This is a genomic window from Shinella granuli, from assembly GCF_004341885.1.
GTDB classification, from domain to species: Bacteria; Pseudomonadota; Alphaproteobacteria; order Rhizobiales; family Rhizobiaceae; genus Shinella; species Shinella granuli.
This window is the reverse complement of sequence record NZ_SLVX01000029.1, coordinates 1-26,956: the sequence shown is the minus strand read 5'-3', so window position 1 is coordinate 26,956 and position 26,956 is coordinate 1. Positions and strand designations below refer to the sequence as shown.

Annotated in this window: 28 protein-coding genes; 18 read left to right on the top strand and 10 right to left on the bottom strand. The window is 61.3% G+C overall.

All coding sequences use genetic code 11. The features are described 5' to 3' along the window. Positions 1 to 37: 37 nt before the first annotated feature. Positions 38 to 1,186: an RHE_PE00001 family protein gene (locus EV665_RS27945; RefSeq protein WP_162853185.1), complete on the bottom strand. Its 1,149-nt coding sequence runs from the start codon at positions 1,184 to 1,186 to the stop codon at positions 38 to 40. A 391-nt stretch (positions 1,187 to 1,577) separates the two neighbouring features. Between EV665_RS27945 and EV665_RS27940 the strand changes: the two genes are divergently transcribed. Continuing rightward, entirely contained in the window at positions 1,578 to 3,935 is a 2,358-nt protein-coding gene (locus EV665_RS27940; RefSeq protein ID WP_133036622.1) for a hypothetical protein, read from the top strand. Positions 3,936 to 4,044: 109 nt separating this feature from the next. Here the strand turns inward: EV665_RS27940 and EV665_RS32465 are convergent, their stop codons facing one another. Next, positions 4,045 to 4,182, bottom strand: coding sequence for a hypothetical protein (locus tag EV665_RS32465; protein ID WP_162853184.1), 138 nt, complete (start codon positions 4,180 to 4,182; stop codon positions 4,045 to 4,047). A gap of 124 nt (positions 4,183 to 4,306) precedes the next feature. Between EV665_RS32465 and EV665_RS27935 the strand changes: the two genes are divergently transcribed. Further along, positions 4,307 to 4,999, top strand: coding sequence for an SH3 domain-containing protein (locus EV665_RS27935; RefSeq protein WP_133036621.1), 693 nt, complete (start codon positions 4,307 to 4,309; stop codon positions 4,997 to 4,999). 101 nt (positions 5,000 to 5,100) lie between these two features. Here EV665_RS27935 and EV665_RS27930 read toward each other — a convergent pair whose 3' ends face one another. After that, complete coding sequence (locus tag EV665_RS27930; RefSeq protein ID WP_133036620.1) at positions 5,101 to 6,072, bottom strand: 3'-5' exonuclease; 972 nt, start codon at positions 6,070 to 6,072, stop codon at positions 5,101 to 5,103. 244 nt (positions 6,073 to 6,316) lie between these two features. On the opposite strand from EV665_RS27930, the gene EV665_RS27925 reads away from it, so the two are divergent. Together EV665_RS27925 and EV665_RS27920 are read left to right on the top strand one after the other, a co-directional pair. After that, a complete protein-coding gene (locus EV665_RS27925; protein WP_133036619.1) occupies positions 6,317 to 6,763 on the top strand; it encodes a MerR family transcriptional regulator in 447 nt (148 codons plus the stop codon). Beyond that, positions 6,753 to 7,331, top strand: coding sequence for a PIN domain-containing protein (locus EV665_RS27920; protein WP_133036618.1), 579 nt, complete (start codon positions 6,753 to 6,755; stop codon positions 7,329 to 7,331). Before EV665_RS27925 ends, EV665_RS27920 begins: the two co-directional genes overlap by 11 nt. 40 nt (positions 7,332 to 7,371) lie before the next feature. On the opposite strand, the gene scpB is transcribed toward EV665_RS27920, so the two are convergent. Both scpB and EV665_RS27910 read right to left on the bottom strand, forming a co-directional pair. Then, positions 7,372 to 8,076, bottom strand: a complete 705-nt coding sequence (scpB, locus tag EV665_RS27915) for an SMC-Scp complex subunit ScpB (protein WP_425376505.1) — start codon at positions 8,074 to 8,076, stop codon at positions 7,372 to 7,374. Continuing rightward, the gene (locus EV665_RS27910; RefSeq protein WP_133036616.1) at positions 8,073 to 9,026 is read right to left on the bottom strand and encodes a DUF1403 family protein; all 954 of its coding nucleotides are present in this window, start codon (positions 9,024 to 9,026) and stop codon (positions 8,073 to 8,075) included. The genes scpB and EV665_RS27910 overlap by 4 nt, the downstream gene beginning before the upstream one ends. Positions 9,027 to 9,150: 124 nt before the next feature. Between EV665_RS27910 and EV665_RS27905 the strand changes: the two genes are divergently transcribed. Beyond that, entirely contained in the window at positions 9,151 to 10,320 is a 1,170-nt protein-coding gene (locus tag EV665_RS27905) for a tyrosine-type recombinase/integrase (RefSeq protein ID WP_133036615.1), read from the top strand. 25 nt (positions 10,321 to 10,345) lie between these two features. On the opposite strand, the gene EV665_RS27900 is transcribed toward EV665_RS27905, so the two are convergent. Then, positions 10,346 to 10,672 (bottom strand): helix-turn-helix domain-containing protein, encoded by a 327-nt coding sequence (locus EV665_RS27900; protein ID WP_133036614.1) that lies wholly within the window; start codon positions 10,670 to 10,672, stop codon positions 10,346 to 10,348. Further along, positions 10,665 to 11,030, bottom strand: a complete 366-nt coding sequence (locus EV665_RS27895; protein WP_133036613.1) for a type II toxin-antitoxin system RelE/ParE family toxin — start codon at positions 11,028 to 11,030, stop codon at positions 10,665 to 10,667. The genes EV665_RS27900 and EV665_RS27895 overlap by 8 nt, the downstream gene beginning before the upstream one ends. 157 nt (positions 11,031 to 11,187) lie before the next feature. Between EV665_RS27895 and EV665_RS27890 the strand changes: the two genes are divergently transcribed. Continuing rightward, positions 11,188 to 12,114, top strand: coding sequence for a recombinase family protein (locus EV665_RS27890; RefSeq protein WP_133036612.1), 927 nt, complete (start codon positions 11,188 to 11,190; stop codon positions 12,112 to 12,114). An 11-nt stretch (positions 12,115 to 12,125) separates the two neighbouring features. Here the strand turns inward: EV665_RS27890 and repC are convergent, their stop codons facing one another. From repC to repA, 3 genes are all read right to left on the bottom strand, one after another. Further along, on the bottom strand, positions 12,126 to 13,460 hold the full coding sequence (gene repC / locus EV665_RS27885) for a plasmid replication protein RepC (RefSeq protein ID WP_133036611.1): 1,335 nt from the start codon (positions 13,458 to 13,460) through the stop codon (positions 12,126 to 12,128). Between the two features lie 210 nt (positions 13,461 to 13,670). Then, complete coding sequence (gene repB / locus EV665_RS27880) at positions 13,671 to 14,684, bottom strand: plasmid partitioning protein RepB (RefSeq protein WP_133036610.1); 1,014 nt, start codon at positions 14,682 to 14,684, stop codon at positions 13,671 to 13,673. Between the two features lie 222 nt (positions 14,685 to 14,906). Next, positions 14,907 to 16,124, bottom strand: coding sequence for a plasmid partitioning protein RepA (repA, locus tag EV665_RS27875; RefSeq protein WP_133036609.1), 1,218 nt, complete (start codon positions 16,122 to 16,124; stop codon positions 14,907 to 14,909). 359 nt (positions 16,125 to 16,483) lie between these two features. Between repA and traI the strand changes: the two genes are divergently transcribed. The 12 genes from traI to trbI are packed head-to-tail and all read left to right on the top strand — an operon-like array spanning position 16,484 to position 26,809. Beyond that, entirely contained in the window at positions 16,484 to 17,119 is a 636-nt protein-coding gene (gene traI, locus EV665_RS27870) for an acyl-homoserine-lactone synthase (protein WP_133036608.1), read from the top strand. Then, entirely contained in the window at positions 17,116 to 18,087 is a 972-nt protein-coding gene (gene trbB / locus EV665_RS27865) for a P-type conjugative transfer ATPase TrbB (protein WP_133036607.1), read from the top strand. The genes traI and trbB overlap by 4 nt, the downstream gene beginning before the upstream one ends. Beyond that, entirely contained in the window at positions 18,077 to 18,481 is a 405-nt protein-coding gene (gene trbC / locus EV665_RS27860) for a conjugal transfer pilin TrbC (RefSeq protein ID WP_133036606.1), read from the top strand. Before trbB ends, trbC begins: the two co-directional genes overlap by 11 nt. Beyond that, positions 18,474 to 18,773: a conjugal transfer protein TrbD gene (locus tag EV665_RS27855; RefSeq protein ID WP_133036605.1), complete on the top strand. Its 300-nt coding sequence runs from the start codon at positions 18,474 to 18,476 to the stop codon at positions 18,771 to 18,773. Before trbC ends, EV665_RS27855 begins: the two co-directional genes overlap by 8 nt. A gap of 10 nt (positions 18,774 to 18,783) precedes the next feature. After that, complete coding sequence (locus tag EV665_RS27850; protein ID WP_133036604.1) at positions 18,784 to 21,246, top strand: conjugal transfer protein TrbE; 2,463 nt, start codon at positions 18,784 to 18,786, stop codon at positions 21,244 to 21,246. Next, positions 21,218 to 22,027 carry a P-type conjugative transfer protein TrbJ gene (trbJ, locus tag EV665_RS27845; RefSeq protein ID WP_133036603.1) on the top strand — a complete coding sequence of 270 codons (810 nt, stop codon included), beginning with the start codon at positions 21,218 to 21,220 and terminating at the stop codon, positions 22,025 to 22,027. The genes EV665_RS27850 and trbJ overlap by 29 nt, the downstream gene beginning before the upstream one ends. Beyond that, the gene (trbK, locus tag EV665_RS27840) at positions 22,024 to 22,254 is read left to right on the top strand and encodes an entry exclusion protein TrbK (RefSeq protein ID WP_133036602.1); all 231 of its coding nucleotides are present in this window, start codon (positions 22,024 to 22,026) and stop codon (positions 22,252 to 22,254) included. Before trbJ ends, trbK begins: the two co-directional genes overlap by 4 nt. Beyond that, positions 22,248 to 23,444 (top strand): P-type conjugative transfer protein TrbL, encoded by a 1,197-nt coding sequence (gene trbL, locus EV665_RS27835; RefSeq protein ID WP_133036601.1) that lies wholly within the window; start codon positions 22,248 to 22,250, stop codon positions 23,442 to 23,444. The genes trbK and trbL overlap by 7 nt, the downstream gene beginning before the upstream one ends. Before the next feature lie 17 nt (positions 23,445 to 23,461). Further along, positions 23,462 to 24,139, top strand: coding sequence for a conjugal transfer protein TrbF (locus EV665_RS27830; RefSeq protein WP_133036600.1), 678 nt, complete (start codon positions 23,462 to 23,464; stop codon positions 24,137 to 24,139). Positions 24,140 to 24,156: 17 nt separating this feature from the next. Further along, complete coding sequence (trbG, locus tag EV665_RS27825) at positions 24,157 to 25,011, top strand: P-type conjugative transfer protein TrbG (RefSeq protein ID WP_133036599.1); 855 nt, start codon at positions 24,157 to 24,159, stop codon at positions 25,009 to 25,011. Further along, complete coding sequence (gene trbH / locus EV665_RS27820; RefSeq protein WP_133036598.1) at positions 25,011 to 25,484, top strand: conjugal transfer protein TrbH; 474 nt, start codon at positions 25,011 to 25,013, stop codon at positions 25,482 to 25,484. Before trbG ends, trbH begins: the two co-directional genes overlap by 1 nt. A gap of 11 nt (positions 25,485 to 25,495) precedes the next feature. Then, positions 25,496 to 26,809 (top strand): IncP-type conjugal transfer protein TrbI, encoded by a 1,314-nt coding sequence (gene trbI / locus EV665_RS27815; protein ID WP_133036597.1) that lies wholly within the window; start codon positions 25,496 to 25,498, stop codon positions 26,807 to 26,809. Positions 26,810 to 26,956 lie beyond the last annotated feature (147 nt).

The following is a 26,956-nucleotide window of genomic DNA, read 5'->3' as shown; positions in this document are numbered from 1 at the left end:
ACGGACGTACCCTTGATGACGGCTGCGGAGAAAAAACCTATATTATGCCCCACGCTCGAAACCTCCCCCTCCCAGTCATCTCGCGCAGGCCGAGTTCCAAAACAATCCGCCGCGCCGCCTGCGGCGTCACCCCGAGCGTCTTTGCCACCATCCCGGCCGACACCAACGGCTTTGCCATCACCAACTCCACCAGCTCCGGCAGTTTTGACGACGTCCGCCGTCCCTCCAGTTTTCGGTCCATCATTGTTTTCGCCAGAGTCAGCCGGTCATGCTCTTTCAAGCCGATCTCGGCGGCCACCAAGAATCCGTGAGCAATGGCGAGCAGCCGGGTTTCGCGATCGCGATGCCGGCGCCGATCGACGGGAATGGTTTTGAGGCCGAGATTGATGGCGGCGAGATGCGCACCGGTGGTGATGCCGGCTTGGCGCAGGATCGACGCAGCAAACAACCGGCCAAGCCAGGGGGCATGCTGAAGCACGGAAAGCTCGTTCCAGAAATCGAGCGCGATGATCGCCTGCAGCGCCGCCGGCAGGTGTTCAGCTTGGCGCAACACGCCACGCCACTCCTCAAGCCGCGCGTCTTCGTCCCAGTCGAGATCATAGACGAGCGGGTCCTTTTCGGCCGCGGCGCTGGCGCCGCCGGGCCGTCTGGCGCTCTCGATCGCCGCCTGTGATCGGGCCAGGACCGCATCGATGGCGGCATAATCGACGCCGGGAAGATTTCCCGCCTCTTCACTATCGTCCCCCTCCCCTTCCCGCTCGACCATTTTCGCATGTTCGACGCTGCTGTGGTCCGCGGTGTTTTCAGAACCTTCTGACGGTCCAGGCCACGCCTGGGTCTGTCGCAAGGTTCGGATACCGTCTGGGGACAAAACCCAGTCCGGTGATTGCGCGGCGATGCGCCGGCGTGTTTTTAGAACGTCGCGGGCAATGGTGAGTTCGTGGGTTGGGGTGCGGACGTCGCGGGTGGCATCGTGGAGGACGAGGTCCTCGAGATGCACGAGTTCGCCGTCAATCCACAGAGAGGCGCAGGCATCGGCGAAGTGAGTTCGTTCGATCCACCCACTTCCGACCGCCGAGCGGGCAATGCGCTCGTCGAGACGGGTGAGCGCGATGCTGGCCTCGAAAGCCGGCTGCATCAAGTCACTCATGCTGATTTTCGCGAGATCGTAAGCCATTGAAATCATGGTAAATGATTTACTAAAGGAACTCTATCTAAATATTAAAGTTCGCCACATGGTATGACTGTCGGTTGGCGCCATAACCATCGATAAGTAACCCTTATCGATAGTTATATTGAGAGAATTGAAAGACTTATTGCGAATATATACTTTATACATCTGCCGGAGCTATGCACGAAATCACTTCGAATCGGCTGCACAGCATGGACAAGCGACGCAGCGCGGCACTTATTGTCCAAACAAAAGGTCGCGCAACTCGATCAAATGGATCCGCAGCCATATTTCCCAGCAGCAGCACGCACCTGATCACCGATATCCACGGTACACTCTTTGTTAAATTACAGTTCCTATCCCCGCTCGCCCTCGGCATTGGTGCCGAGTGAACGGGAATGCAAGCATGTCAAAACCAGACCTTTCATCACGTCATTTTCAGAGCAAGATCACGAAATTCTGCGCGCTACGCATTGCGCCAATCGCGTCGAAACGCACGTTAAGCAACGTCGAAGCGTACCTCGTCAAACTCATCTCTCATCGCAGGGCACCACCCCTCCTGAACGGTCGCATTGATTGGGCAGAAATCGCTCGCGCTTGTCGGCTCGGTGGCGAACTGACAGGCCATCTGAAAAAGCAAATCCGCATTGCCCTGGATGCGATCCTCCGATGGCTGGGTGCGCCAGCCGCCGCGGAAGACGTCCGCTCGACGAAACAGGCATCCCGATCTAGCGGAACCGACCGGCAAGAATTTACCGTCGCCGCCTCTACGACCCGGAAGCCAAGACTTGATGGTGATGACGATCTTCGCGCTCAAGCCGCCTCACGCAGGAGAGGACCAGAGCCAAAACCCATCCAATCGTTCCCGGATCCGTTGTTCGAGGCGAGCGACGATCCTGCTGCGTTTCAGGATGCGCTGATCTATCAGATGCGCCGTTTTGGCGAGAATTACTGGCAGCTCTACCGCGCCGTCGTCCGCCTCGGCGAAACGTTCGACCATAAGACCATGTTGTCCTGGATCCAGGGCGAGCGCGTGCCGCGCTCCGTCGCCAGCTTTGAGATCCTCGCCCGCATTGAGCGACGATACCGGTTGCCCGCAGGATACTTCAAGGCGAAACTGCCCTATCAGACCCGCTCTTTGCTTGGTCACGACCTTGGCGACATCAGCCCCGCGGAGCGACGCCGGATTTCATTGCACCTTCCTGACAATTTCAGCAGCCTGCCGTTCAACAAGCGAGAGGAAATCCTCGACTGGGTGCGCCGGGTCATTATTTCAGGATCAACCGACTATCGGCGCTATCAGGCGGCAGCCAGCAAGCAGCGCTATGCGATCCGCTTTCCAGGCGTCACCTATGGCGGGGGATCGCTGTCACCCCGCGCGAATTCGCTTGCGGCCAGTGCCAACAACAATGCTGCGGAAGCATTCGAAGACCCGGATCTCCTGTCCGGCGTCGTCGACGCGCCGCCGCGGCTTGCCATGGAGATGGCAGACCTGATCCGGTTCAAGACCTCGACGCTGACGGCGATAGGTTTCCAGCGGAACGGGGTGTGGGGCGAGGAAACCGCCTCGCAGAAGATCGAGCATCTCGGCCTGATGTTCGGGGCGCTGGCCGCTTCCCCCGCCGGCGTCGTCAAAGGCCGCGGCGTGCCGCTCAGCCAACTGACCTTCGGCATGCTGGTCTTCCCTGGCGTCTGGGACTGGTATCTGCAATGGCGAGAACAGCGTCGCGGCTTCTATACCAAATGGGAAGAGGACATGCTGATGGTCGCCCAGGCCCTTACGCGCTCGGAGGTGGGCTGGATTCGCCAACATCCGGAACTCTTGAAGAGTGTGCGACCGATCGAAGGGCTCATTGCGCCGGAAGAGATCGAGTTTGCCGCCAGGGACTGGCATGGCGCCTGCGACGCGTTTCATCGGCACGCTGCCAACCGCTCGAAGGAAATTCAGCGGGTGATGCGCGTGCATCGTGACCCCTTCGAGCCGATCATGTGCGTTCTCGAGGCCGACAGCCCGCTGGCGGAGTATCGCAAGATCACCGACGAGATCTTGAACCGCATGCCGGACGAGGACCGCTATCCCCGCGCAGCCGCGGAAGCGGTTCGATCCTTCCTTTTGCTTCGCCTCGGTCTGCATCTCGGACTTAGGCAAAAGAACCTTCGCCAGCTTCGTGTCTGCCCGCGCCATCATTTCCCGACCTCAGAACGACGGCTCGAAGATATGAAATGCGGCGAGTTGCGCTGGAGCGACCGCGAGCAGGGATGGGAAGTGCTGATACCGTCGGTCGCCTTCAAGAACTCGGGCTCCTCCTTCTTCGGGCAAAAGCCATTCCGCCTCATCTTGCCGGACTTGCTCGATCTCTACAAATACCTCGAAGCCTATATCGACCGGCATCGCGGCGTTTTGCTCGGCACGGCGAAGGACCCCGGCACCTTGTTCGTCAAGACGGTGAAGACGACGAGCCTCGATGCGGCATACGACTCCACCAAATTCTACGAAGCCTGGCGGACCGTGATCCAGCGATATGGCATCTACAATCCCTATACCGGTCGCGGCGCCATCAAGGGCTTGCTACCGCATGGTCCTCATAACCTTCGCGACATCCTGGCAACCCATATTCTCAAGCAGACGGGCTCCTACGAGCAAGCGAGCTATGCGATCCAGGATACGCCGGATGTGGTGCAACAGCACTACGGTCGGTTTCTTCCGCAGGACAAAGCGGCACTGGCAGCAAAAATCTTGAACCAGGTCTGGGGAGCCGCATAGGCCAGCCAGACCGAAGCCAGGGCTCCATAGTACCCGAGCGGATGCCGAGGCATCTGCATCCGCTCGGGATCTGTTCAGTCGCGCTGCCTTAGAGCTGAAGGCGCCGGCTCTATGAGAGCCAGCCGATGACCAGCCCCGCCGCGAAGAGCACGAGCACCATGACGAGGGTACCGCGCCAGACAGACGATGAGGGCCGCGCGCTGGCATAGTCATTGTCCGGTCCAGGCGAGCGATCCCATCCTGTCATTGTCCAGCCTCCGATTATCGGCGGCATGGTAGCAAATTCACGATGAACGGGAAATCAAGCACCGTTCTCACCCTAGACTTGTCGTCTGGCCTCATGTGAGCCAGAATTCGGGCGGGGATTGGGGATGAAGAAACGATACTGGCTCATTGGCGCGCTGCTGATCTATGCGTTCTTCAGGCAGACGGACGATGGATCAACCGTGCCTTCGTCCCAGGATACAACGCCTACCCGCGTTGAACGGGCTGCTGACATCGAACCGGTAGATGTCTCCGCAAAGCCGACGCGCGAACTCTCAAGCGTGAAGGTCGAGACGCCATCAAGCGACAGTCTAGAGCTTCGACCTGCCGATGCACCGATCCGCTATGTGTCGGGCAAGCGCGTCGGGTTTCGGTCGGGTGCCTCAACGACCGATCCTATCATCGACCGTTTCGACGCCGGTCGAAAAGTCTTCCTAATGGAGCAGGCGGGAGATTGGTCCAGAATTCGAGATGATCTCACCCAGCATGAGGGATGGATCGCCACCCGCTTCCTTTCCGAAACCGAGACCAGAACGAAGGCCGCACCGGCAAGGAAGGAGAAAAAGCCGGAGGAGGTCGAGGTTGCCATTCCCGTCGTTCCGGACTCGGTCTTGATCCAGCGCATTATCGCGGAATCTCTCGACTCCTATCCGAGCTCATGTGCATGTCCATATAGTCGCGACCGGGCCGGCAGGCGCTGCGGCAAACGGAGCGCCTATAGCAAACCGGGCGGATACGCGCCGGTCTGTTTCCCCGGCGATGTCACCAAGGCGATGATCGAGGCGTTCAGGTCGCGGTAGTCCTCTGAGGGGTCGGGCTCATGGACGATAGAACCGGGTGAATATCTGCCGAAACATGCAAACAGATACGCACTTCGGTGGTGTGCCGTTCTGGCGATGCCTCACGCCTTGAAGCGCTCGAGGGCGGTGAGGCGCCGGATCGGAGGATCGGCGTCGGGCCAGCGGTAGATTTCGGTGCGCAGATAGCGGAGTTCGTCGTCGAGCATGTCGTCCGCGACCTCGACCCACCAGGATTTCGGCCGTCCGTCGCTTCCGTCCGACCATCGGTAGCCACGGGCCTTGAGATGGTCCTTCATCTCGAAGGGACTGTGTTCGGCAAAGATGCGAACCCGCGAGCGCTGGCTTGCGGCGAAGAGTTCGGCGAACGGTGTGTTGCCCTGCTCCGGTCCGCCCTGGGCCAAAACCTCGAGCAGCGCGAAGCAGTCATCGACGGCGCGATGTCCATCATGGAAATAGCCGGCCTGCCCGATGAGGTAGCCAAGCTTCGTTCCCTCGAACCCCCGTGCCGACCAGTCGATTTCGGAGACCGAGCAAGCCCACGCCTTCGGCGCGAAAGCCGAGGAGAAGGTTTCGCAGAACGGACGGTCGAAGCCGGCATTGTGGGCGATGATCAGATCGGCGGGTTCGATCAGGGCCTTCACCCGTGCAATGTCGATCGTCTGGCCGGCCACCATGACGTCCGTGATGCCGGTCAGCCGCGTGATGTCGGCAGGAATGGCGACATTCGGCTGCTGCAATCCACCATAGAAGTCAGTGACATCACCGATGTTTCCAGCCTCGTCGAAGCTGAAGGCGACAATCCCGATCTCGATGATTTCGTCCTTGCGCGCATTGAGGCCTGTCGTCTCCGTATCGACAATGGCGCCACGCAATGGAAAGCCGGGGCGCGGCAAATCCGCAATGGCGCGAGAATCCAGTTTCCGCAAAACGCGATAGCGGCCGGTTTCTTCGAGCCGGCGGACCATCTCGATTTCGTCCGCGATGCCTCGCACATCGTGTTTGGACGGAGATTGGGATTTCGCTTCCGGCTCCCTCGCCTCCCCCGTTCCGAACAAGTCGAACTGCTGCTTCATGCCACCGATCTCGCATTGGCTAGCGCGTAACGCCGCGCGCTTGAGCGCTTCTTATAGAGTCTGGGGTGAACATGTGAAACCAGAGGGCGCCGACACCCGAGCGAATTTGACGATGCTCGGCTCGACTGCTTCCGGGTATCATTGGCTGTGACGACAAGATCGCCACGGCATAGCATCGTTCGTGAATTTCAGTTATTGCAGTTAATCGCCTGACCCACTATATTGCGGCCAAGGAGACCGCACTATGGCCAGCCAGCTCATTCATTTCGCCGGATTGTCGGATCGGGACCGCAGAATAGCCTCGCCCCTACCGAAGCTCGCTGCAGGCGATAGGCTGGAGCTTCACATCCATCATGAGGGGGGCCGCGAACAAAAGCTCTCGATTCCGCCCTCGGCTGCTGCCGCGGTTGAAGCCCTCCTGGCGCACATGCTGCGCGGAGAGCGTGTTGTTGTCCTGGCCGAGGACCAGGAACTGAGCCCAACCGAGGCATCCGCGATCCTGGGCATCTCCCGTCCCCTCGTCGTCCTGCGGATGGACCGGGGCGATCTGCCGTTCCGTTACGTGGGTAAGCATCGCCGCGCCCTTTTGAAGGACGTACTCGCGCTCAAATCCAGGCTCGACACCCGTCAGGCTGCGATGGATGCGCTCGCCGACGACACAGAGGATCTCATTCAGACCCATGGCCTCTAAACCGCCCGTCGCGGTCTATGATGCCTGCGTCCTCTATCCGTTTCACCTGCGCAACGTCCTGATGCAGTGCGCCTTCGACGGTCTTGTCGAAGCACGCTGGACGGACGACATTCATGATGAGTGGATCCGCAATCTCGCGGCCAACGCGCCGACTTTGCCCATTGAACGCCTGATCGCAACACGCGACAGGATGAAGGCAGTCTTGCCGGACGCGGACGTCACCGACTACCGCCACCTCATTCCGGAGCTCCGTCTGCCCGACCCTGACGATAGGCATGTCTTGGCCGCCGCCATCGCCGGCAAAGCCGCGTATATCGTCACTTGGAACCTCAAGGACTTTCTGACGAAGGATCTAGCCTCTTATGGCGTAACAAGCCAATCTCCGGATGATTTCCTCACCGGCCTCCATGCCACGTTTCCCGACGCGCTGATCTCCAGCGTCAAACGAGCCCGGCACAATCTCCGAAAGACGATGCCCTCGGTGGAGGCATTCATCGATGGGCTTCAACAAAGCGGTCTGAAGACATTTCCGGTACTGCTTCGTCAGAGCATCGACGGGCTGATCTAAACCGACAAGCGTCCATGGGCCGCCGCTACGCTATCACCAACTATTCCCCCTCGCCATCCGAGGAGGGCTCGGCCGCCTCCACACCCACAGTTTGCCGGCTGAGCAGCCCGGCATCCTCGAGCGCCTCGATGTCGGGCAGGTCGCGCAGCGTCTCCATGCCGAAAGCGGTAAGGAAGTGTTTGGTCGTCACATAGGTATAGGGCGCGCCCGGCGTCGGGCTGCGCGGGCCGGAGGCGAGAAAGCCGGCATTGCGGAGGCTAGCGATCGTGTCGCGGCTGAGCTCCTTGCCGAAGATTTTCGACAGGTCACCGCGGGTGATCGGCTGGAAATAGGCGATGGCCATCAGCACCATGGCCTCGAAGTCGGACAGCGCGGGCGCCGCGCTCCGCGTCGAGGCCTGCGATGCCCTAATCGGAACGGCGAAACGCGAACGCGTTCGGTGCTGCCAGCCGCCGGCGACGAAGACGATCTCATAGGGCCGGTCCCGCAATTCTGCACGCAGGTCATCGACTAGCAGGTCGATGCTGCAGTCCTTGCCGACGACACGCGCCAGCGTCTCGTGGCCGACCGGCTCTGCGGCGGCAAAGATCACCGCCTCGACGCGCAGCATCCATTCGCGCCAACGCAGTTCCGGCGGCAGATCCGCCAGTTCCCGATCGAAGAGAGGTTCATCTTCCGCGTTCGCTTGCCCAGTGCGCCCTTTGCCACGCGGCGGTTTGGCTGCCTCCGGTCCGCTCATCGTCATAACCCATAGATCCGGAATGAGCTGCGGCCGGACAGTTCCCGCACGGCGCCAAAGCCTTCCAGCCGGTCGAACAGCCGGGTCGCCGCCCAGCGCGAGAGCTTGCTGCCGGGCGCCGAGGCCGCCACGGCATCCTCGTCGAGCAGCGCCTGGATGACGGCGCCGGCGCGCTTCGTGCGAACCTTTGGTGCGGCGGCGCGCAGCGTCTCCGCGCGGCGGGCGATCTCGCCGGCGGTGCGCAGGGCAGCGCCCGTTGCCTCGGTGAGGGCAAGGCAGACGGCACGGGTAAAGGCCGGTTCCCCCGGGCGCACGCGGCCCCTGCCCCCAAGGGTCTTGAAGGCCGGCCCATAGCGCTCGGCCATCAGCAGCGGCACGGCACAATCCCATTTCAGCAGCGCGGCGATCAGCAGATCGGCCAGCATCCAGGCAAGCGCTTCAGCATCCGGGCGCACGGCATGGATGGCCCTGACCAGATCCGCCGCGGCAATCGGCGCCGGGCTGCCCGATTGCAGCGCGTCGTCGGCGTAGTCGACGGCCGTGGTGAGCCGATCGTCCCAGGCAAGTCCGAGAAGATCGGCGAGTTCGGCCACCGCTTTCGAGGAAAAGGCGCGTTTTCGCGTGGAAAGCCTTTTGGTGGCCAAAAACACCCTTCCGGCCGGACCCGGATCGTCACCAGCGGCCGTCAGCAAGAGCGCATCCCGCAACGCGGCCTCGTCCTCGTTCCGCCCCATCAGCCGGACGGCGACGGCGGCACATTTCAGGGCCTGGCGGGAGCGCCAGCAGCCGGCCCATGGAGGCGCGGAGCGGATGAGATCGTCCAGCGATTTCAAGGCGATGCCGGCGGCGAACGCGGCAGCGGTTTCGTCCGGCTCGCGGCCGCGCGGCAGGGTCCAGCCGGGTAACAGGGCGGGGAGAGCGCCAGAGGAAACAGGTGAGGCGACGGGCGAATCCATGGCTGTCAGCCTACAATGACTGTGCGGTTTATGCTATAAATTTCATAAAAATCCGCACGCCTTGTCTTTCCCTTATAATGACCGATAAGATTGCCTTATCGATCGTTTTGCGCATTATAGGGGAATGGACCGATTCGTCGAGCAAAACAGCGAAATTCACCCCCAGGAACACGCAGCACCGTCTGACAGCACGGCGGTTTCCGCTGATGTTTCCGCGACCGAGTTGTCGGCCGGGCTCCCCTCCCCTGTTGCCGAGGCCAACGCCGGCCTACCGGCGCATTTGCGGGACCTCACCGATCGAGCTCGCACCTATGTCGAGGCCGCCTCGTCCGCCAACACCCGCCGCGCCTACGCCTCTGACTGGAAGCATTTTGCCGCCTGGTGCCGGCGCCAGGACCTATCTCCCCTCCCCCCGGATCCGCAAGTCGTCGGCCTCTACATCACCGCCTGTGCCAGTGGCACCGCCTCCGGCAGTGCCCTTGGCAGTACCGTTGGCACGCCGACACGCGGCGGCAAGCCGAACAGTGTCTCGACCATCGAGCGGCGCCTCGCCGCCATCGGCTGGAATTGTTCGCAGCGTGGCATGCCGCTGGATCGCAAGGACCGCGCCATCGCCACCGTGATGGCCGGCATTCGCAACAAACACGCCGCCCCACCCCGGCAGAAGGAAGCCATCCTGCCGGAAGACCTGATCGCCATGTTGGAGACGTTGGATCGGAGCGCATTGCGCGGCCTGCGCGCCCGCGCCATGCTACTCATCGGCTTTGCGGGTGGTCTGCGCCGCGCGGAAGTCACCGGCCTCGACCTCGGCCGCGACCAGACGGACGATTCTTCGGGCTGGATCGAGATTCTCGACAAAGGCCTGCTCCTCACCCTGCGCGGCAAGACCGGCTGGCGTGAAGTGGAGATCGGCCGCGGCTCATCCGATGCCACCTGCCCGGTCGTCGCCGTCGAAACCTGGATCAAGTTCGCCAAGCTCGTCCAAGGCCCCCTCTTCCGTCGCGTTACCGGCCAGGGCAAAAATGTCGGACCGGACCGGCTCAACGATCAGGAAGTCGCGCGCCTGGTCAAGCGCACCGCGCTGGCCGCCGGCGCGCGCGGCGACCTGAGCGAAGGAGTGCGTGCCGAAATGTTTGCAGGGCATTCGCTGCGCGCCGGCCTCGCCTCCTCGGCCGAGGTCGACGAGCGTTATGTTCAGAAGCAGCTCGGCCATGCCTCGGCCGAAATGACTCGCCGCTATCAACGCCGCAGGGATCGGTTCCGGATCAATCTCACCACGGCGGCGGGATTGTAGCTCCCCTTCCCTACCGGTGGCTCGCTCAGATCTTGGAACCGTGTCGGGAACGTTCCGCGATGCTGGAAAGATCGACTTTCTTGCCCGCGACATCCGCGACGATCTTCAACGTGCCACCCAGGGATTCGACATAGTCGCGAAGCGTCGACAGCTTCATGTCGGCGCGCTTCTCCAGCCTTGAGACGTTGGTCTGCTTGAACCCAGTCCCGGCAGACACGTCTTCCTGCGTCCGTCCAGCGAGCGCCCGCAATTCCCGCAGATTGTGCGCCGTGACAAGCTCGTCGGCACGCTTTGCTATGGCGCGCTGTTCATCTTCGGGAAGTCTCTTTATCAGCTTGTCGAGATCATCCATGTCTCTTCTCCAACTCGCTCAAATGCTCGTCGTATCGTTTGTCCGCCAGATCGATCAGCCGCTTGTAGAAAAGCTTCTGGCTCACTCCGCTCTTCGCGCCACCGCAGAGGACCACAGCCTTTCGCTCCGGATCGAAGGCAAAGGCGAACCGCCATTGCACCTTCAAGACCTTGACGCGCAACTCCTTCATGTTCGCGTGCCTGGACCCCTCAAGCGTATCGACCTCAGGTCGTCCCAGTCGAAAGCCCTTCTCGCGAAGCAGCACCAAGTGCGCGAGCAATTCGACCCGAACATCAGCTGGAAGGTCCGTGATCTCGCCTTTGAAGCGGTCATGAAACTCGACCTTCCATTGCGTCATTTCATATCCTGAATGATATAGATACTTTGGGATATATAGTCCATGTCTCCCCTCAAGGCAATAGCGGCGTTTCCTCTGGGGACGCCAGCAACCGATCGGTTATCCGTATCTTCTGCATTTGGAAAACCCCTTATCCATGATTTCTATGGCGCTTCAAATGGCTCGTGATGCTCACAATCGGTCGTCTCGTCGACCTCAGGGAAGGCTGATCGGCTACGCTCGCGTTTCCACAGATGAACAGGCGACGGAGGCCCAGGAAATCGAGCTCCGCTCGGCCGGCTGCGACGTCATCGTCCAGGAACACGGATCCGGCACGTCGCGCGCCCGTCCAGCCCTGTCCAAGCTGCTTCGAGAGATCAACGCCGGCGATACACTCGTGGTCGTGCGGCTCGATCGTCTGGCACGCTCGGTCGGCCATCTACTCGAGGTGATCGAGGGTCTGACGGTAAAGAACGCGCATTTTCGGTCGCTCCGCGATCCGATCGACACGTCGACGCCGCAGGGAATGTTCTCTCTCCAGGTGCTCGGCGCCGTTGCACAGCTCGAACGCGCGCTGATCTCAGAGCGAACCAAAGCAGGCATCAAGGCCGCGAAAGCGAAGGGCCGGCTGCCCGGCAACCCCGGTATCCGGGAAAAACGGCCCGAGGCGCTGGCCAAAATGACCGCGGCCCAGAAAGCGGCTTACGGCAATCGCATCCAGGTTACCGCCAATCAATGGCTTCCGACCGTTCGGCGCATGCGGCCGGATCACACCTGGGACGACATCGCCCGCGTTTTGAACCAACGCGGCCTCGATTGGACGCCAGAGCGTCTTCGCCGCGCCGTCAAATGGATGGTCGCGGAGCGCATAGCCGATGCGGCATTGCTTCGCAAATCCCCTCCCCGTCTGCCCGAAGATCGCTTGATGACCTTGGTCGCCGGCATCCATTCGTCGAACCCGGACCTGACGCTGCGCGAAATCGCGGCCCAGCTCGAAAGGTTGCATGAGCGCACTCCCCGCGGCGGCTCGAAATGGTCGCCCTCGTCCGTGAAGAACCTCATCGACCGTGCCCGCCGATCGGGACTGATCTCCAGCGCCGGCTAGCAGCACGGTTTTCATCGCGATTTTGGTCTCTGCAGGCCCTTCAAGCTCGTCAACAGCGAATCCGACACCTGCAGCCGATCTCCGGCTTCGGTCGCATCATTCGATCGGCCCCCAGCCAGACCGCGATCGTCGCCGGACTTCTGCGCATCGAGCTTTGCCCGGAGCAAGGCCATGACCATCGGCCAGGTCGAGAACTTCCCATCCTTGGCGCGGTCTGTCAGGCTGCGCAAATAGCCGCCGGCGTTGCTGATTTGACCGGCCCTCTGGTAGATCGCGGCCAGCGTGATCGCGGCATGCTGCTCTCCCATCACCTCACAGGCTTCCCGCCAAGCGCTCGGGCTGATCCCCAGCATCGGCCGGGCCAGTTCTGCGGCCGCCAGCAAGTCGCGCCAGTGCCGGATATCCCCTCCCTGTGCCAGTTCGCGGATTTCGGGGCACGCATCCAGCACGATCCCCAATGGCAGCTGCCGTTTCGGCAGGCTCCGCACGTTGTCGGTTTCCGCAACGCTGCCGCCCGCTTCATCATTTTTTGCAAAGCCGTATTCAGATTCAAAATTAGAGTCTGGCTTTGAATTCTGTATGTGACGACCGGAATGGGACTCATTGGCATCCAGATTCTGCGGTTTTGCAAAAGATTCCAACACGTCACGGATGTCGACGCAGAGTTCGTGAAGTTCCTGCGTGATGTCCTCCACAAGCTGGCGGGGAGCCGAGCGTGGCAGCTTGGCGACGATCCCCTGATAGGTCTGCGTGACCCTGCCCCAGTTCCCCGGAACGTTCTCCTCAATGCCGGTTTCAATCATCTTGACGATGTCGCGCCGGAGCAATGTGAGACGCTCCTTCGCAACGCGAAACGCCTTCTTCTCAGCCTGCAGTGCCTCAACCAAGTCTCGAAACTCGTCTGCCCGCGCCACGATCGGTGACAAGTCGAAGCCGTAGGCCTGTTCGATCTCCCCTCCCCTTCCCTTGCGAGCGAAGCGTTTGCCATTGGGGCTGTCGCGGCGGATGATGAGGCCGCAATCCACGAGCACCGCGATATGCCGTCTGAGGGTCGTCGCCGGCATGCCATTTGCGCGCGCAGCAAGCTGCTCGTTGGACGGCCAGACGACAAGTTCTGCGTCGCCGCTCAAGGATGTCTCCGGGTGAAATGACAGCAATGCGTTGAGAATCGTGAGTGACCGATCCGTAGCACCAATCAGTTCCCGCGCTTCGCGGATATGCTGGAAGACCTGCCACTTGTGGGCGGCAGCGTCAGGTGAGACTGCCTTTGCAGTCATTTGACTTGCAATATGGCCGAGCGTCATCGCCCGCCGCCCGAAGGGCGTCGTCGAGATATGCGTCTGCATTTCCTTTTACCTTTTTGCTAGGCAAAAGAAATCTGCCCGCCGAAACGGCGTTGAGCCTCAGAAGACTCTTGACGGTGATTCTCGGAAATGCGATTCTCTTAGTTGCGACACTACAGAGAAGGGCTTCCGGAATTTGTTTCGGTGGCCTTTTTCTTTTGCGGTTCGTGGTTTTTCATCTCTACCGAGCGCGGCTCGGAATTGATGCAAATCTCACCCTCGGTCGGCTTTCTCTCCTTCATTCGTTTCAAGAAATTGGACATACAAACGATCCAACTGGTCCGCGACATACTCTCCGAAAGATGGCACCAGTTTCTCGTCGAAAATTAATGCTGTCTTCCCGGTCTCTAGCTGGATGCGCGCCGCCTTTTTCCCCTTCGGCGTGCTCCAGTTTTTTACTCTCCTGGAAGGCTTGGCCGGCCGCTTCGATGCAACATCGAAGATGAGTGCGAAACGAGCGTCGCTATCCGCGGCCAAGAACCGTTCAGACCCCAGAATCGCCTCAACAGCGTCCATGACCTTTGGCTTCCCGAGGCTTTCAGCAAGCGCTACCCAGCGCGATCTACCCGCCTTCGCGGCCGGGCCAATCTGGATAGCAAGCTTTTCTGGAATGCTCCGCGCGACGGCGATATAGCGGCTTAGGTCAGACTTGTCGGTCGATAGGGCAGCAGTAATGGTTGCGCGATCAAAACCCGCATCCTCGAGCCGGAGCGCAAAGAGCGCCTTCTCAATGAATGAAAGGTCGGCGCGATCAAGATTCTCTCGCCCTTGAGCCACCACCAGCTCACGATCGGTAAGGCTTCGGACGATCGCCGACACCTCTCGACCCAGATCTATGGCAGCCCGTAGCCGCCGACGTCCGTATGCAATTTGATACCGGCCAGTCTTTTCCGGATGAGGTCGAACGAGGATCGGGACTTGCTGTCCGTTTTCAGCGATGCTTGCCTTGAGCTGATCGAATTTTGGATCAATAGCGGTCGGCAATCGGTCGGCAATCGTCGATCCTTCAATCATCGACGGATCCAAGGAAACGACCGCCTCGCCCGAAGCCAACTGATCCTGAAGTCGAGCTGCGGTTTTCGCTCCCTCCGCCATCTCTTGCAGTGACGAGCCCATCGCGGAGATTGCGCCAGTGCGCACACGGGCAGCTGACTTGTCCGTTGCAGCCTTTTCGCTCACAACCGGCTTCTTGAGGAACAATGAGTCGATTGCGTCCTTACGGCTCATGGCATTGATCTCTGCAAGATAGTTTCGAAGCACCGCATCCGGCGGAAGGCGGCCTGTTGGGAGCTCCCAACAAGCTGCGGCTAATGCAGCTTGGGCGGCGGCTTCCCCCAACCTTTCGGTTCAAAATTGTTGGATACGACCCCTGCAACGAAAACAGAAATCGGCTCTGGTGGAGTCTGTTGGGAGCTCCCAACAGCATGTAGGGATCCTGCAATACTCCAATCATGAGCGTCCCCAGGCAGCCTTGATCAATCCTTCGATTTCGGCGTTCACCGCGTCCAGAGCTTCCATCGCCCGGTCGTATGTCGAACGAGTCAAATTCTCTCGCCCGATTTCATAGAGTGTCTGTTTCGTAAGGCCGGCGTCGGAAACCGCCGCAGACTTCACCATCGGATTAGTCAGGACGTGATCATCGAACATGTTCCTCAGCAGCGCCGCGACCTTCGTCTGCGGGGCATCCTGAGGTTCGAACCGGGTCAGCAGATAGCGGATGAAATCATACTGTAGATTCCCTCCGGCCTCCTTCACGACACCGAGAAGATCACGAGTCATAAGCAGAAACTGACTCATGGACGCGATATCGAGCATCTGCGGGTGCACCGTAATGACCATTGATGTGGCGGCGCACAGACCACTGAGTGTCAGGAAACCGAGCTGGGGAGGGCAGTCGATGACAACGACGTCATAGTTGTCAGCGACTTCGTCAAATGCTTGGGCGACACGCGTGAAGAAAAGCCCATCTCTCGAACCGCGGTCCGTCAGGGCCTTTGGGGTTGTGTGCTCGAACTCCATAAGCTCGAGGTTTCCGGGGACGAGATGCAGGCCATCGAAGTACGTTGAGCGGATCACCTCTTTGAGCGACCGCCTAGAGTCGTCGTACCGGATTGCCGCGTACAGTGTCTCGTTGGCACCTACATCCGTCTCCGGGAGAACGCCGAGGAGTGCCGATAGGCTGGCCTGCGGATCGAGGTCTACAGCAAGTACCCTGTAGCCCTGCAATGCAAGATACTGAGCAAGATGGGCTGACGTTGTTGTCTTGCCGGAGCCGCCTTTAAAATTGGTCACCGCAATGACCTGCAAGTGTTCCGAGCCGCGCCGATGGGGCACAAACTCGATACTCTCGCGTCCGCGGGCAGAGCCTGCCAGCATATGCCGGATTTCGTTAATCTGACCGAGTGTGTAGAAACGCCTTCCGTTGCTGGCGAGTTCGGGTTGAGGACCTTCACCCGCCAGGGTCATCTTTCGAAGGGTCGAATCAGATATTTTCATTAGGCGCGCCGCTTCACCCGACGTGAATTTGCGCAAACTCTTGTGCGACGTCGGAGGGAACAGGGCTTCGCTCATAGCCTGGAGCTGAGAGCTCAGCTGTTCAGCGTGATCACCAATAGTGACATCTACTGAGGGACGATCATTTCGGGATATGGCAACAGCTTTGCTCACGGTGGAATCTCTTGTCACGGTTAATCGGCATGTAATGCCATTTTTCCGTGACGATTACTGAATGCGTGTTTGGTTGCAAGGCGTTTTTGGTTAACGAAAGGTTAACGCGCTTTTGCCCCAGTTAAGCCGAAAGCGGATTCATCAATCATTATCTTGTAGTTAGCCGCCTCCCGTTGTTCGCAGCGGGGTGTAGGAAATGCAGATCTGCACCTCTTATCAACATTTTAGACTCCGCCTTCCGCCCGATTTTCGAGAGCTATACCGCCGATTCGGTAGAATCACCGGATGCAAATCTGCACATAGCCACACGCAACACGAGATGATTTCCCTTCGCCTGACCAGTTCATGCGGAGATCACAATGCAGATTCTGAGCGTCTCGGCCAACCACTACGCAAGCAACCGCAACTACCTGAACCAGATGCACCGTCTTAGGGCCGCGGTGTTTGGCGACCGCCTGGAGTGGGATGTCACCATCACCGAACAGGGGGAGCGGGATCAGTACGACGATCTCCTGCCGACCTACATCCTCGCGATCTCCACCGATCAGAAGGTCGTCGGGTGCGCACGCCTGCTGCCCGCTTCTGGCCCGACGATGCTGGACCGGACATTCCCGCAACTGCTTGAGCGCGGCTCGCTCGATGCCCATGTAGCGGTGGTCGAGAGTTCACGCTTCTGCGTCGACACGTCGCTGGCTGCGGGGAGGGGAGGGAGCCTCCATCAGGCGACGCTCACCATGTTCGCCGGCATCATCGAATGGTCGATGGCAAACGGTTACAGCGAGATCGTCACCGCCACTGATCTTCGCTTCGAGCGCATCCTGAAGCGTGCGGGATGGCCGATGAGCCGTCTCGGCGATCCCGTGGCCATTGGCAATACCACAGCCGTTGCGGGCAGCCTGCCGGCTGATCGCGCCAGCTTCGACACGGTTTGCCCGCCCGGTTACCGTTCGACCATCGAGCACGATGGCGCCGGTCCTTTGAGGAGCGCGGCGTGACCCAGCTCCGTTCCCATCCTCGTCTCGTCCGCAAACTCCAGGACGCACTCGGCGACCAGCTCTGCGTCGCACTCGACGATGCAACGGTCGTCGAGATCATGCTCAATCCCGATGGAAGGCTGTTCATCGAACGGCTGGGGCACGGTGTTGCCCCCGCCGGGGCGATGAGTGCCGCCACCGCCGAAGTCGTCATCGGCAGTGTCGCCCATGCGCTGCAGTCGGAAGCTGACGACGAGCAGCCGATCATTTCCGGCGAACTGCCGATCGGCGGACATCGGTTCGAGGGCCTGCTTCCGCCGGTGGTATCGGCGCCTGCCTTCACGATCCGGAGACGGGCGTCGCGGCTGATCCCGCTCGACGAATACGTCAAGTCGAAAGTCATGACGGAGGCACAGGCCTCTGTGCTGCGCAGCGCGATCGCGTCGCGCATGAACATCGTCATTTCCGGCGGAACCGGGTCCGGCAAGACGACACTCGCCAATGCCGTCATCGCCGAGATCGTCGCGACGGCGCCGGACGATCGCATGGTCATCTTGGAAGACACCGCCGAGATCCAGTGCGCGGCGGAAAACGCTGTGTGCCTGCATACGACGGACACGGTCGACATGGCCCGGCTCCTGAAGAGCACGATGCGTCTCAGACCGGACCGCATCATCGTCGGCGAGGTCCGCGACGGCGCCGCACTGACACTGCTCAAGGCATGGAACACCGGCCATCCCGGCGGCGTCACCACCATCCACTCCAACACGGCGATGTCGGCCCTGCGCCGGCTGGAGCAACTGACCGCGGAAGCGAGCCAGCAGCCCATGCAGGAAGTCATCGGCGAGGCCGTTGATCTCGTCGTTTCCATCGAACGAACAGGGAAGGGCAGAAGGGTCCGCGAAGTGATCCATGTCGAGGGTTTCGGCAATGCCCGCTACCGGACCGAACACTACGCCCAGATCGATGAGGACAGCCATGTCGCATAGGACAAAGATCAGGCTCGCCTGCTTGGGCCTCGCCGCTATCTCTCTCAGCCTGGCTGAGCCGGCACTGGCTTCCTCGGGTGGCGGCGGCCTTCCATGGGAGTCGCCGCTACAGCAGATCCAGCAGTCCATCACCGGGCCCGTCGCCGGCTTCATTGCGCTCGCGGCGGTCGCCATCGCCGGCGCCATGCTGATCTTCGGCGGCGAGCTCAACGACTTCGCGAGAAGGCTTTGCTACGTCGCCCTCGTCGGCGGTGTTCTGCTGGGTGCCACGCAGATCGTCGCCCTCTTCGGCGCAACCGGTGCCAGTATCGGCGAGGTCAGGACGCGATCAGCGACGGGCATCGCCACGCCGACGCCCGCGCTTCGATGGGAAGGGGAGGGGGATCATGGCTGACGCCGGCCCCAGCCTTTCCCGCTCGCGTGTGCACCGGGCGCTGTCGCGTCCGAACCTTCTGATGGGCGCCGACCGCGAACTCGTGCTGCTCACCGCGCTTGCCGCCGTCATCCTGATCTTCGTCGTGCTGACCTGGTACGCGGCGCTCTTCGGTATCGCAATCTGGCTGGTCGCGGTCGCGGCGCTGCGCATGATGGCAAAGGCCGATCCTCTCATGCGGCGGGTCTATGTCCGGCACATCTCTTACAAGACGTTCTATCGCGCGACGTCGTCGCCCTGGCGCAGGTTCTGAGGGTTTTATCATGGTCGCCCTCAAATGCTTCCGCGATTCCGGACCGTCCTTTGCCGATCTCGTTCCCTATGCCGGGCTGGTCGATGACGGTGTCATCCTGCTGAAGGACGGCTCTCTGATGGCCGGCTGGTATTTCGCGGGACCGGACAGCGAGAGCTCGACCGACGCCGAGCGCAACGAGGTGTCGCGGCAGATCAACGCGATCCTGTCGCGGCTCGGCTCCGGGTGGATGATCCAGGTGGAGGCCGTCAGGGTTCCGACAGGCGATTATCCGGCCGAGGATGATTGCCACTTCCCCGATCCGGTCACACGGGCGATCGACGCCGAACGGCGTGCGCATTTCCAGAAGGAGAGGGGCCATTTCGAGAGCCGGCACGCACTGATCCTGACCTGGCGGCCACCGGAGCCGCGGCGCTCGGGGCTGACCCGCTACGTCTATTCCGACGCCGGCAGCAGGTCCGCCACCTATGCCGACAAGGCGCTCGAGACATTTCTGACCTCGATCCGCGAGGTCGAGCAGTATCTCACGAACGTTGTGTCGATCCGCCGGATGATGACACGCGAGACGCAAGAGCGCGGCGGTTTCCGGGTCGCCCGTTATGACGAGCTCTTCCAGTTCATCCGCTTCTGCATCACCGGCGAGAACCACCCGGTGCGTCTACCCGATATTCCCATGTATCTCGACTGGCTGGTGACGGCCGAGCTGCAGCACGGCTTGACGCCGCTTGTCGAGAACCGCTTCCTCGGTGTCGTCGCGATCGACGGCCTGCCGGCGGAAAGCTGGCCTGGTATCCTGAACAGCCTCGACCTGATGCCGCTCACCTATCGTTGGTCGTCGCGTTTCGTTTTCCTCGATGCCGAGGAGGCGCGGGCAAAGCTGGAACGCACCCGCAAGAAGTGGCAGCAGAAAGTCAGGCCCTTCTTCGATCAGCTCTTCCAGACACAGAGCCGCTCAGTCGACCAGGACGCCATGATGATGGTGACGGAGACCGAGGATGCGATTGCCGAAGCCTCTTCGCAACTCGTCGCCTATGGCTACTATACACCGGTCATCGTCATTTTCGACGAGTTGCAGCCCCGCTTGCAGGAGAAATGCGAGGCGGTCCGCCGGCTGATCCAGGCGGAAGGTTTTGGCGCACGGATCGAGACACTGAATGCGACCGACGCCTTTCTCGGCAGCCTGCCGGGCGTCTCCTATGCCAATATCCGCGAGCCGCTGATCAACACCCGCAATCTCGCCGACCTCATTCCGCTGAACTCCGTTTGGTCGGGAAGCCCGACGGCGCCTTGCCCGTTCTATCCGCCGGGCTCACCGCCGCTGATGCAGGTTGCCAGCGGCTCGACGCCGTTCCGGCTGAACCTGCATGTCGACGACGTCGGGCACACGCTGATCTTCGGGCCGACCGGCTCCGGCAAGTCGACCCTGCTGGCGCTGATCGCCGCGCAGTTCCGGCGTTATCCAGACGCGCAGGTCTTCGCCTTCGACAAGGGCGGCTCGATGCTGCCGCTGACGCTTGGCATTGATGGCGATCACTACCAGATCGGCGGCGATATTCATCCGGAAGGGAAGGGGAGGGCGCTGGCTTTCTGCCCGCTTGCCGAGCTTTCGACCGATGGCGACCGCGCCTGGGCGTCGGAATGGGTCGAGACCCTGGTGGCACTGCAGGGTGTGACCATCACCCCGGACTATCGCAACGCCATCTCCCGGCAGATCGGGCTGATGGCGGAATCGCGAGGCCGTTCGCTTTCCGACTTCGTGTCGGGCGTGCAGATGCGCGAGATCAAGGACGCGCTGCACCACTACACCGTCGATGGCCCCATGGGGCAGCTTCTCGATGCCGAGGAGGACGGTCTGGCACTCAGCGCCTTTCAGTGCTTCGAGATCGAGGAACTGATGAACATGGGCGAACGCAATCTCGTGCCCGTCCTCACCTACCTGTTCCGCCGCATCGAGAAACGCCTGACGGGCTACCCAAGCCTCATCATTCTCGACGAGGCCTGGCTGATGCTCGGCCACCCGGTGTTTCGGGACAAGATTCGCGAATGGCTGAAGGTGCTGCGCAAGGCCAATTGCGCTGTGGTGCTTGCCACCCAGTCGATCTCCGACGCTGAGCGATCGGGCATCATCGACGTGTTGAAAGAATCCTGCCCGACAAAAATCTGCCTGCCGAATGGCGCGGCGCGCGAGCCGGGCACACGTGAGTTCTATGAGCGCATCGGCTTCAACGAGCGGCAGATCGAGATCGTCGCGACGGCGCTTCCGAAGCGCGAATATTACGTCGTCTCGCCCGAAGGCCGCAGGCTCTTCGACATGGCACTCGGTTCAGTTGCGCTCTCCTTTGTCGGTGCGTCCGGCAAGGAAGATTTGAAGCGCATTCGCGCGCTTCATTCCGAACATGGGGCCGCATGGCCTCTCCACTGGCTCCAGCAAAGGGGGATCGCCCATGCCGAAATACTCTTCCCGGCCAAGTAAGTTGACGTGCGCCACCGTTATCGCGGCCATCAAGCTCTCCGCCACTCAACCAGTTCCTGCCTATGCCGGTGGCGTCACCGGCCAGGCGACCGAGTGGACGCAGCTTGCCAACAATGCCGAGCTTGTCTCGTTGGTCGGCAAGTCCGCGGAGCAGGTGAACAACCAGATCACCCAGATCTCCCAGCTTGCCGAGCAGATCCAGAACCAGCTCAACATCTACAACAATCTCCTGCAGAACACGGCGCAATTGCCGAACCACATCTGGGGGCATGTCGAAGGCGACCTGAAGAGCCTGCAAAACGTCGTCGCCCAAGGACAAGGCGTCGCCTTCTCGATGGGTAATATCGACGATGTGCTGAAGCAGCGTTTCCAGAGCTTTGCCGAGATGAAGAGCAATCTGCCTGATGGAGCGAGCTTCTCCACGACCTACCAGAACTGGTCGGACACCAATCGCGACACGATCGCCGGAACGCTGAAGGCGGCGAACCTGACGGCCGACCAGTTTTCCAGCGAAGAGAGCACGATGTCGTCGCTGCGCTCGATGTCGGAATCCGCCGACGGACAGATGAAGGCGCTGCAGGTCGGACATCAGATCGCCGCACAGCAGGTCGCGCAGATGCAGAAGCTGCGCGGTCTCGTCTCCCAGCAGATGACCATGATGGGAACGTGGTTCCAGTCCGAGCAGGCTCAAAAGGATCTGGCCCAGGCGCGCCGTGAACAATTTTTCAGTGCGACCGAGCGCGACATCCGTGGTGGCCAGACAATGGAGCCACGCTGGTGAGCCCGCGTCTGATTATTATTCTCGTCTTGGCGGGGATCGTCGCGCTCAGTGCCGGTATCGTCACATGGAACGTGGTCCAGCCGCGTCCGGCGCCCGTGTCCGGATCGGGCGCGGCCGCTACCCAACCTGCCTCCGAAACCGAGCGCCGCGAACACCGGGAAAAGTTCTTCAGCGGCGATCCGGATCGCGACGTCCGTGGCGGGCAGGAGATGAAACCGCGATGGTGATCGTCCACCCCTCCCGGAAGCTGGAACTCGTGTTCATTTCGATCGGCCTCATCCTGTTGGCGACGACACCGGCGCTTGCCCAACAGGGTTCGGTCCTGACGACGCTGGAAAACTCCGTCGTAACCGCCGCGAAAGGCTGGGAGACAACGGCGATGAACGCGGCGCGTTCGCTGTTCTGGATCCTTGCCGGTATCGAGGTCGGGATCGCCGCCGTATGGCTGGCGATCAACGCCGCCTCGCTCGACAGCTGGTTCGCCGAGCTCGTCCGGCGGATCATGTTCATCGGCCTCTTCGCCTTCATCCTTGACCAGGGACCGTCCTTCGCCAAGGCCGTGGTCGATAGCCTCTACCAGATCGGCGCCGGCGGCGGCTCGGCATCACCCGCAAACATCTTCGACGCGGGCATCCGGGTCGCAACCAAGATGTCGGAACAGGCGAAGTTCGGCTTATGGGAAGACAACGCGCTGGCGATCGCCGCGGTCTTCGCCATGGTCGTGGTCGTCGTCTCCTTCTCGTTGGTTGCCGCGATTTTCGTCGCCGTGATGGTCGAGATGTATGTCGGCCTGCTCGCCGGCATGATCATGCTCGGTCTCGGCGGCTCGTCCTTCACCAAGGATTTCGCGGTCAAATATCTGGTCTATGCCTTCTCCGTCGGCATGAAGCTGATGGCGCTGGTGATGATCGCCAAGATCGGTTCCGACATCCTGTTGGGCTTGGCCGAAGCGCCGACGGCCACATCCGAGCAGTTCATTACCACGCTCGCCATCGCCGGCATCTCGGTCGTGGTCTTTGTCATCGCCATGTATGTCCCGCCCATCCTGCAGGGCGTGGTCCAGGGCGCGTCCATCGCTGGAGGAATGGAAGCGATCCGCCATGGCGGCCAGGCCGCGACATTCGCGGCCGGCGGCGCTTTCCTTGGCGCGAGTGCCGCAACGAAAGGAGCGCAGACGGCTAGCTCGGCCAGGGCAGGGGGATCGTCGATGGCGGGCGCAGCGCTCCGCGGTATGGCGTCCGGTATTGGAAGCGCCGGATGGGCGGCCGGTTCTGCCGCGAAAGAGAAGGCCATTGCCTCACCCGGCGCCTACGCCGGATCCTTGCTCGGCCTAGCCAACGCCAAGCTCGAGCAGACGCGGCAATCGGGCCGGCCCACGCCGCCACCTCCGCCCCCACCCATCAGCGAAAACAAGTAGCCGGAGGCTGATCAACCATGGCCGGACGCAATCCGCCGAATAATCCCCATATCGCCAATCCCTATCTGGCGGCGCGCAACGAGTGGAACGAGCGTTATGGCTCCTATGTGAAGGCGGCCGCGGCCTGGCGCATCGTCGGTGTCACCGGCATGGTCATGGCGGTGATCGGCTTCGGCTACGCGCTTTATCAAAGCACGCAGGTGAAGCTCGTTCCCTATATCGTCGAGGTCGACAAGCTCGGCACGGCCTCCAATGCCGGCTTCCCGCAGCAGATCGAATATGCCGACCCGCGTGTCGTGCGCGCCACGCTCGGCAGCTTCGTCTCGAATTTCCGGTCCGTGACGCCGGATGCGGTCGTGCAGAAGCAATATATCGACCGGACCTACGGCCTGCTCAGGACCTCGGATCCTGCGACCGAGAAGGTCAACGCATGGTTCCGTTCCAATTCGCCCTTCGAGAAGGCGAAGACCGCCACGGTTGCGGTCGAGGTCAACAACATCGTCGCGCTGTCGAACCAGTCCTATCAGGTCGACTGGACCGAGTTCGAGCGCGACCGCCGCGGCAAGGAGACGGCCACACGCCGCTTTCGCGGCATCGCCACCGTAACCCTCACGCCGCCGCAGGACGAGGGCGTCATCCGTCTCAATCCTATCGGTCTCTATCTCCGCGACTTCGACTGGACAGCGCAGCTTTGAAAGGCATGGCCCCAAACATGAATATCCGACTTGTGAACTATTCAGCCATGCTGACTGCGGGCGCCATCATATCAGCGGCGCTGGCGCTCTCCGCCCTTGCACCTCTCGAAGTCTTTGCGGCCGATGGCGTGACCGCCAACGAGGCGAAGGGCGTGAGCATCTCTGGCCAGTGGCGCGGATCGCGAGGCCTGGTCACCAAGGGAGCGGACGGGAAGGTGATCTTTCTCTATGGCGAGGTTCAGCCCTCGGTCGTCTGCTCGCCGCTTCAGGTTTGCGACATCGAGCTCCAGGGTGGTGAGGTGGTTCGCGACGTGCTGGTTGGCGACACGGTGCGTTGGAAGGTGGAGCCGGCGACATCAGGGGCGGCCGGTGGCCAGGCGATCCACCTGATCGTCAAGCCGTCGGAGCCGGGCCTGGTAACCTCGATGGTGGTGACGACATCGCGGCGGACCTATCATATCCAGCTCAAGTCGCATTCCACGCAATATATGGCCCGCGTCGGTTTCGAGTATCCGGAAGATGTGTCGGCCAAGCTCGCCGACATCAATGCCCGGCTCGAGGCGAGCACCATCCCCGGCGCCGGCGTTCCGGCCGAGCAGTTGAACTTCTCCTATTCGGTGTCAGGCAGGGCCGGCTGGCTGCCGACACGGGTCTATTCGGACGGGCAAAAGACCTACATCCAGTTCCCGCGCTCGATCTCCGGCCAGGATGCGCCGGTGCTGTTCGTGACGTCCGGCGGACAGAACCGGATCGTCAACTACCGAATGAAGAACGACATGATGGTGGTCGACTATCACATCGATCGCGCGGTGCTGGTCTCGGGCGTCGGATGGAAACAGGAAAAGGTGACGATCAGAAGAGGAGGGCGGTGATGCGAAACTCTGCCGACAATCTCCTCTTGCGCCCCATCCGCGCTATTGCCGCGGCCGGCACCTTCGCCATCCTCCTCTCCGGATGCCAGTCTATGGGGACTGACGGTCTGGTCGCCAGCAACGCGCCACCGGAAATCTCCGGCCCGGCGGCAAGCGCCATTGCCGACGATATGGTCAGCCGGCTTGCCGAGCAGATCGGACCCGGCAAGGCGACGGTTGCCCTCAGACCGGACGCCTCGCCCTTTGGGCAGGCGCTGGAGGCGGCGTTGAAAGGCTGGGGTTATGCCGTCGTCACCGACCAGAAGACGGACAGCGGCACGCAGGTCATCCCGCTCGCCTATGTCGTTCTGCCCTTCGATGGCCAGGTTTTGGCGCGTCTTTCGACCGATAACGTCGAACTTGGCCGCGCCTACACCGTAACGGCAAGCGGCGCGACGCCGGCGAGTGCGCTCTCGCTGATGCGGCGCGGCTGAGGGAGAGCATCATGGTCCAATCCTTGCAACTCGGTGGTGCTGCGAATGCCGAAGCCGAATCCGGCATCAAGCGAATCAACCGCCTGCCGATTATCGTGGTGATCGTGCTGTTGATCGCCTTCCTCGGCGTCATTTTCTATGGGCTCACCTCCCGCGGGCTTGACTTTGGAACGGACACCGGTCCGGACACGAGCTCGGGCAATCCGGCCTCGACCTTTGCAGACCAGATCAAGCGTGGCGTGACTGACGGCATCATCGGCGAGCCGCAGCAGCAGACGACGTTCCAGCCGACACCCGTCGAGAGCAAACAGGATGAGAAGGCGAACAATCCCTTCACGCCGCAAACGGGCGAACATCAGGAACAGCGGCGCGGGCAGCAGCTGGAATCCGAAGAGGTCTGGCGCGCCCGCCTTGAGCGCGAGCAGAGGGAGCAATATCTGCGCGAGCGGCATCGACAACGCATGGCCCGATTGCAGGCAAACGACGCGGCCTATGACGCGCCTCTCTCCATCGACCGCAGCAAGCTGGAGGCGAGGGCAGACGAGACCACCGCGGCAAGAACGACGACGAACGCTGCGTCATCGACGACCACCGGCGCCACCTCGGATCTTTATGCTGCCGCGTTGCGGGCTGGTCTCGGCGGGCAGAATGTCGATCCGAACGGGCAGAATTCCAAAGAGGACTTCTTCAACGCTGATCTCAAGGACCTCGGATACTTGCCCAATCGCGTTGTGCCGCAGCAGTCGCCGTTTGAGCTGAAACGCGGTTCGGTCATTCCGGCGACGCTGATATCAGGCATCAATTCGGATCTGCCCGGCCGCATCACGGCCCAGGTCAGCCAAAATGTTTATGACAGCGCGACCGGGCATCGCCTGCTGATCCCGCAGGGAGCGAAGCTCTTCGGCCGCTACGACAGCAAGGTGTCGTTTGGCCAGAATCGTGTCCTCGTCGTCTGGACCGATATCATCTTCCCTGATGGATCCACGCTGCAGATTGGCGGCATGGCGGGAACGGATGCCCAAGGCCACGGTGGCTTCCAAGACAAGGTGAACAACCACTATTGGAGGACATTCGGCTCGGCAGCACTGATCGCTCTGATCGGAATCGGGATCGACGCGTCCATACCCGAAAGTTCGACGCTGGCCACGCAGGATACGGCCTCCGATGCGGCGAGGCGGAATTTTGCGGAGAGCTTTGGTCGCGTGGCCGAGCAGACGATCAGCCGAAACCTCAATGTCCAGCCGACGCTCGAAATTAGGCCGGGCTACAAGTTCAACGTTCTCGTTGATCAGGACATCGTGTTTCCGAATGCATATCGAGACTAGCACTACTTTGGCAGATTGAAAGGATGGCGTCCGATCTGGTGGTTGCAGTGCAGACATCGGATTTCCGCTTCTATCAAGATCAGGGCTGCGATGACGGCGCGCCGGACTGCCGGCAGGGTTGGTTCAGGCGGTCCGTTCTGTTGACGC

Bases quoted from the DNA above. Each gene is read 5' to 3' on its own strand.
- EV665_RS27940 (WP_133036622.1), top strand. From the start codon at position 1,578: ATGTCAAAACCAGACCTTTCATCACGTCATTTTCAGAGCAAGATCACG.
- trbJ (WP_133036603.1), top strand. From the start codon at position 21,218: ATGCCGAAATACTCTTCCCGGCCAAGTAAGTTGACGTGCGCCACCGTT.
- EV665_RS27910 (WP_133036616.1), bottom strand. From the start codon at position 9,026: ATGGATTCGCCCGTCGCCTCACCTGTTTCCTCTGGCGCTCTCCCCGCC.
- scpB (WP_425376505.1), bottom strand. From the start codon at position 8,076: ATGACGATGAGCGGACCGGAGGCAGCCAAACCGCCGCGTGGCAAAGGG.
- EV665_RS27920 (WP_133036618.1), top strand. From the start codon at position 6,753: ATGGCCTCTAAACCGCCCGTCGCGGTCTATGATGCCTGCGTCCTCTAT.
- EV665_RS27945 (WP_162853185.1), bottom strand. From the start codon at position 1,186: ATGATTTCAATGGCTTACGATCTCGCGAAAATCAGCATGAGTGACTTG.
- EV665_RS27850 (WP_133036604.1), top strand. From the start codon at position 18,784: ATGGTCGCCCTCAAATGCTTCCGCGATTCCGGACCGTCCTTTGCCGAT.
- trbH (WP_133036598.1), top strand. From the start codon at position 25,011: ATGCGAAACTCTGCCGACAATCTCCTCTTGCGCCCCATCCGCGCTATT.
- EV665_RS27855 (WP_133036605.1), top strand. From the start codon at position 18,474: ATGGCTGACGCCGGCCCCAGCCTTTCCCGCTCGCGTGTGCACCGGGCG.
- EV665_RS27895 (WP_133036613.1), bottom strand. From the start codon at position 11,030: ATGACGCAATGGAAGGTCGAGTTTCATGACCGCTTCAAAGGCGAGATC.
- EV665_RS32465 (WP_162853184.1), bottom strand. From the start codon at position 4,182: ATGACAGGATGGGATCGCTCGCCTGGACCGGACAATGACTATGCCAGC.
- EV665_RS27935 (WP_133036621.1), top strand. From the start codon at position 4,307: ATGAAGAAACGATACTGGCTCATTGGCGCGCTGCTGATCTATGCGTTC.
- trbC (WP_133036606.1), top strand. From the start codon at position 18,077: ATGTCGCATAGGACAAAGATCAGGCTCGCCTGCTTGGGCCTCGCCGCT.
- repB (WP_133036610.1), bottom strand. From the start codon at position 14,684: ATGAGCCGTAAGGACGCAATCGACTCATTGTTCCTCAAGAAGCCGGTT.
- repC (WP_133036611.1), bottom strand. From the start codon at position 13,460: ATGCAGACGCATATCTCGACGACGCCCTTCGGGCGGCGGGCGATGACG.
- EV665_RS27930 (WP_133036620.1), bottom strand. From the start codon at position 6,072: ATGAAGCAGCAGTTCGACTTGTTCGGAACGGGGGAGGCGAGGGAGCCG.
- EV665_RS27905 (WP_133036615.1), top strand. From the start codon at position 9,151: ATGGACCGATTCGTCGAGCAAAACAGCGAAATTCACCCCCAGGAACAC.
- trbG (WP_133036599.1), top strand. From the start codon at position 24,157: ATGAATATCCGACTTGTGAACTATTCAGCCATGCTGACTGCGGGCGCC.
- trbL (WP_133036601.1), top strand. From the start codon at position 22,248: ATGGTGATCGTCCACCCCTCCCGGAAGCTGGAACTCGTGTTCATTTCG.
- traI (WP_133036608.1), top strand. From the start codon at position 16,484: ATGCAGATTCTGAGCGTCTCGGCCAACCACTACGCAAGCAACCGCAAC.
- EV665_RS27830 (WP_133036600.1), top strand. From the start codon at position 23,462: ATGGCCGGACGCAATCCGCCGAATAATCCCCATATCGCCAATCCCTAT.
- trbI (WP_133036597.1), top strand. From the start codon at position 25,496: ATGGTCCAATCCTTGCAACTCGGTGGTGCTGCGAATGCCGAAGCCGAA.
- EV665_RS27925 (WP_133036619.1), top strand. From the start codon at position 6,317: ATGGCCAGCCAGCTCATTCATTTCGCCGGATTGTCGGATCGGGACCGC.
- EV665_RS27890 (WP_133036612.1), top strand. From the start codon at position 11,188: ATGGCTCGTGATGCTCACAATCGGTCGTCTCGTCGACCTCAGGGAAGG.
- EV665_RS27900 (WP_133036614.1), bottom strand. From the start codon at position 10,672: ATGGATGATCTCGACAAGCTGATAAAGAGACTTCCCGAAGATGAACAG.